Source organism: Faecalicatena contorta (genome assembly GCF_021531995.1).
Classification (GTDB): Bacteria; Bacillota; Clostridia; order Lachnospirales; family Lachnospiraceae; genus Dorea_A; species Dorea_A contorta_A.
The window spans coordinates 1-3,818 of sequence record NZ_JAFBIZ010000169.1; the positions used below are offsets into that span (position 1 = coordinate 1).

General features: G+C 46.5%; 5 protein-coding genes. All 5 read left to right on the plus strand.

The window, feature by feature from the left end:
• Window positions 1–125 precede the first annotated feature (125 nt).
• Window positions 126–539: an IS66 family insertion sequence element accessory protein TnpA gene (tnpA, locus tag JQM82_RS14610; RefSeq protein WP_235251134.1), complete on the plus strand. Its 414-nt coding sequence runs from the start codon at window positions 126–128 to the stop codon at window positions 537–539.
• Between the two features lie 50 nt (window positions 540–589).
• Window positions 590–901: an IS66 family insertion sequence element accessory protein TnpB gene (tnpB, locus tag JQM82_RS16635; protein ID WP_420370611.1), complete on the plus strand. Its 312-nt coding sequence runs from the start codon at window positions 590–592 to the stop codon at window positions 899–901.
• A gap of 293 nt (window positions 902–1,194) precedes the next feature.
• Window positions 1,195–1,608, plus strand: coding sequence for an IS66 family insertion sequence element accessory protein TnpA (gene tnpA, locus JQM82_RS14620; RefSeq protein WP_235251134.1), 414 nt, complete (start codon window positions 1,195–1,197; stop codon window positions 1,606–1,608).
• A 50-nt stretch (window positions 1,609–1,658) separates the two neighbouring features.
• Window positions 1,659–1,970: an IS66 family insertion sequence element accessory protein TnpB gene (gene tnpB, locus JQM82_RS16640; RefSeq protein WP_420370611.1), complete on the plus strand. Its 312-nt coding sequence runs from the start codon at window positions 1,659–1,661 to the stop codon at window positions 1,968–1,970.
• A 111-nt stretch (window positions 1,971–2,081) separates the two neighbouring features.
• Window positions 2,082–3,746: an IS66 family transposase gene (gene tnpC / locus JQM82_RS14630; protein ID WP_235251136.1), complete on the plus strand. Its 1,665-nt coding sequence runs from the start codon at window positions 2,082–2,084 to the stop codon at window positions 3,744–3,746.
• Window positions 3,747–3,818 lie beyond the last annotated feature (72 nt).

Genomic DNA, 3,818 nt, shown 5'->3' on the forward strand with positions numbered 1-3,818 from the left:
GGTAAGCGCCTAATCTTCTATGCGCATTCCTAGCTTCGCATTTCTGTGCCATAATTATAAGCAAGCACTTTGCTCTAATCTTTGCTAAAGAGCAAGCGTTTTACTTTATTTATGGGAGGTATCTTATGCGAGCAAAACCTATTCCAATCGAAAAACAATACCAGCTGGTCTTGGAATGCCGCCAGAGCGGCCTTTCTGACTATAACTGGTGTCTGGAACACGATATCAAACCCGGCACTTTCTATAACTGGGTGAAGCGTCTCCGGAAGGCAGGCACATATGCTATTCCTAAACCTGCGAGCAGAGACACTTATACAGCAGCACCCAGGCAGGATGTTGTCAAAATCGAACTGGTCGAAGAGTCTGTAAAACTCCCCAGACAGGAATATCATGTGGGCGATGATAATGATACTGCTGCAGGTTTTCGCCATTCCCTGGAACTTCATATTGGAAGTGCAAGTGTTTTTGTAGCAAATGATATTGACCCGGTCCTGCTTGCACAGACGATTCAGATGTTAAAGGATGACGCGTCATGCTAGCGGATATCAGCCAGGTTGATTCGATCTATATCGTATGTGGCCGTACCGATATGCGCAAACAGATCGACGGACTCTGTGCCATTATCGAAGATAAACTCCATATGGGCAAAGACGATAATGCCCTGTTCCTCTTCTGCGGAAGGCGCCATGACAGGATCAAGGCGATCTTGTATGAAAAAGACGGCATTGTCCTTCTGTATAAGAGGCTTTCTGTCGATGGCAGGTTCCGATGGCCAAGGAACCATGAAGAGGTAAGACAGCTTACCTGGCAGCAGTTCGACTGGCTCATGTCCGGGCTTGAGATCGAGCAGCCAAAGGCGTTCAAGCCGTTGCCGTCTGGTCATAAAAGTCCTGCCCCTTAATGTCGGGAATGAACCTTGAAAATCTCAAAATATCCCTATTTTAAGCCGTATTTCTGTGGTCTTATACGCCGGCATATGGTATAATATAACCATAGAAAGGACAAAAGAGACATGGCTTCTGACCCAAGAGAACTTCAGCTCCGGGAGCTGAAAGATATGATGCAGCAACGTAAGCGCCTAATCTTCTATGCGCATTCCTAGCTTCGCATTTCTGTGCCATAATTATAAGCAAGCACTTTGCTCTAATCTTTGCTAAAGAGCAAGCGTTTTACTTTATTTATGGGAGGTATCTTATGCGAGCAAAACCTATTCCAATCGAAAAACAATACCAGCTGGTCTTGGAATGCCGCCAGAGCGGCCTTTCTGACTATAACTGGTGTCTGGAACACGATATCAAACCCGGCACTTTCTATAACTGGGTGAAGCGTCTCCGGAAGGCAGGCACATATGCTATTCCTAAACCTGCGAGCAGAGACACTTATACAGCAGCACCCAGGCAGGATGTTGTCAAAATCGAACTGGTCGAAGAGTCTGTAAAACTCCCCAGACAGGAATATCATGTGGGCGATGATAATGATACTGCTGCAGGTTTTCGCCATTCCCTGGAACTTCATATTGGAAGTGCAAGTGTTTTTGTAGCAAATGATATTGACCCGGTCCTGCTTGCACAGACGATTCAGATGTTAAAGGATGACGCGTCATGCTAGCGGATATCAGCCAGGTTGATTCGATCTATATCGTATGTGGCCGTACCGATATGCGCAAACAGATCGACGGACTCTGTGCCATTATCGAAGATAAACTCCATATGGGCAAAGACGATAATGCCCTGTTCCTCTTCTGCGGAAGGCGCCATGACAGGATCAAGGCGATCTTGTATGAAAAAGACGGCATTGTCCTTCTGTATAAGAGGCTTTCTGTCGATGGCAGGTTCCGATGGCCAAGGAACCATGAAGAGGTAAGACAGCTTACCTGGCAGCAGTTCGACTGGCTCATGTCCGGGCTTGAGATCGAGCAGCCAAAGGCGTTCAAGCCGTTGCCGTCTGGTCATAAAAGTCCTGCCCCTTAATGTCGGGAATGAACCTTGAAAATCTCAAAATATCCCTATTTTAAGCCGTATTTCTGTGGTCTTATACGCCGGCATATGGTATAATATAACCATAGAAAGGACAAAAGAGACATGGCTTCTGACCCAAGAGAACTTCAGCTCCGGGAGCTGAAAGATATGATGCAGCAACTGAAAAAAACGGTCGAACTCCAGACACAGATGATCACTGCCCTGAAGGCCTCCCTGGATGCAGCCAACCAGCTTGCAGCCCAGAGGCAGGAAACGATCGAGTACCTGAAAAAACAGCTTTACGGGGCATCCAGCGAAAAACGCAGGAAGCCGGAAACACCGCAGGCTGACGGACAGCTCACGCTCTTTGATATGTATGCCCAGATCTTTGATGAAGCAGAGTATCACCATGACCCAAAAGCGGCAGAGCAGGAACAGGTCGTTGTTGTGAAGGAGCATGTCCGGAAAAGCAGGAAAACAAACGCAGAAAAATATAAGGATCTTCCGACAGAAGTGGTCGAGGTCCCGCTCCCGGAATCCGAACAGTCCTGTCCGGACTGTGGGACCAGACTTGTCCGTGTTGGGAAGGAATATGTCAGGGAAGAACTGGTATATATCCCGGCAACCCTCAAACTGGTCAAATATTACCGCACGACTTATAAGTGCCCTTCTTGCACGGAAGGATACAATCTGGACCAGAACAATTATAAATTTGTGAAGTCTGTGGTCCCTCCGGCGCTGATCCCCCATGGCCCGGCATCTCCGTCGGTAGTCTCATGGTGCATCTATCAGAAATATGCCCTTTCACTTCCCCTGTACCGTCAGGAAAAAGACTGGCTCCAGTTCGGAGTGGAGCTTTCCAGGACGACCATTGCAAACTGGATCATAAACTGCGTGGACCGGTACTTTATCCATTTATACGGATATTTCCACCGGGAACTCCTGAAAAGGGAATTCCTGATGGCAGATGAGACCAGGGTCCAGGTACTGAAAGAACCAGAACGCCGTGCACAGTCACAATCCTATATGTGGCTGGTAAGATCCGGGGAAGACGGTCTCCCTCCGGTCATCACTTTCGGATATACCGAGACAAGGGCAAGGTACAATATCGAGAAGTTCCTGAAAGGGTATCACGGCGGATATCTCGAAACAGATGGATATCAGGGATATAACAATCTGGAAAACATCAAACGCTGTTGCTGTTGGTCCCATGTTCGGAGATATTTTATGGATGCCATCCCAAAAGGAAAGCAGGATGACTTAAGTGATCCTGCAGTCCAGGCAGTACAGTATTGCGACAAGCTGTTTATGCATGAAAGATACTGCAAGGAGCATGGATACAGCTTTGAACAACGTAAAGAATACAGGCTGAAGAAATCCAAACCAGCGATAGATAGTTTCTTTGAATGGCTTGAAAAACAACATCCAGTTGTCAATTCCAGACTGGATAAAGCGGTGAAGTATGCCCAAAATCGGAAACAGTATCTATATACGTATCTGGAAGATGGACACTGCAGTTTATCTAACAATTTAAGCGAGAATTCCATCCGGCCTTTCACAGTAGGAAGACGAAACTGGTTATTTTGCGCAACACCCGAAGGTGCGAATGCAAGTGCTGTAGCATATACTATGGTCGAGATGGCAAAAGCTCATGACCTCAACATTTTTAAATATCTGACCTATATCCTGGAACACCGTCCAGATAAAAATATGACCGATGACCAGTTAGCATTATTAGCCCCATGGAACCAGGAGGTTATCAATACCTGTAAAAATAAAATAAAGTAAAATGCTTGCATCCAGATCAGACTAGCATCTGGATGTTATTTTTTATCTAGCGTACTGAGATTAGGCGCTTAC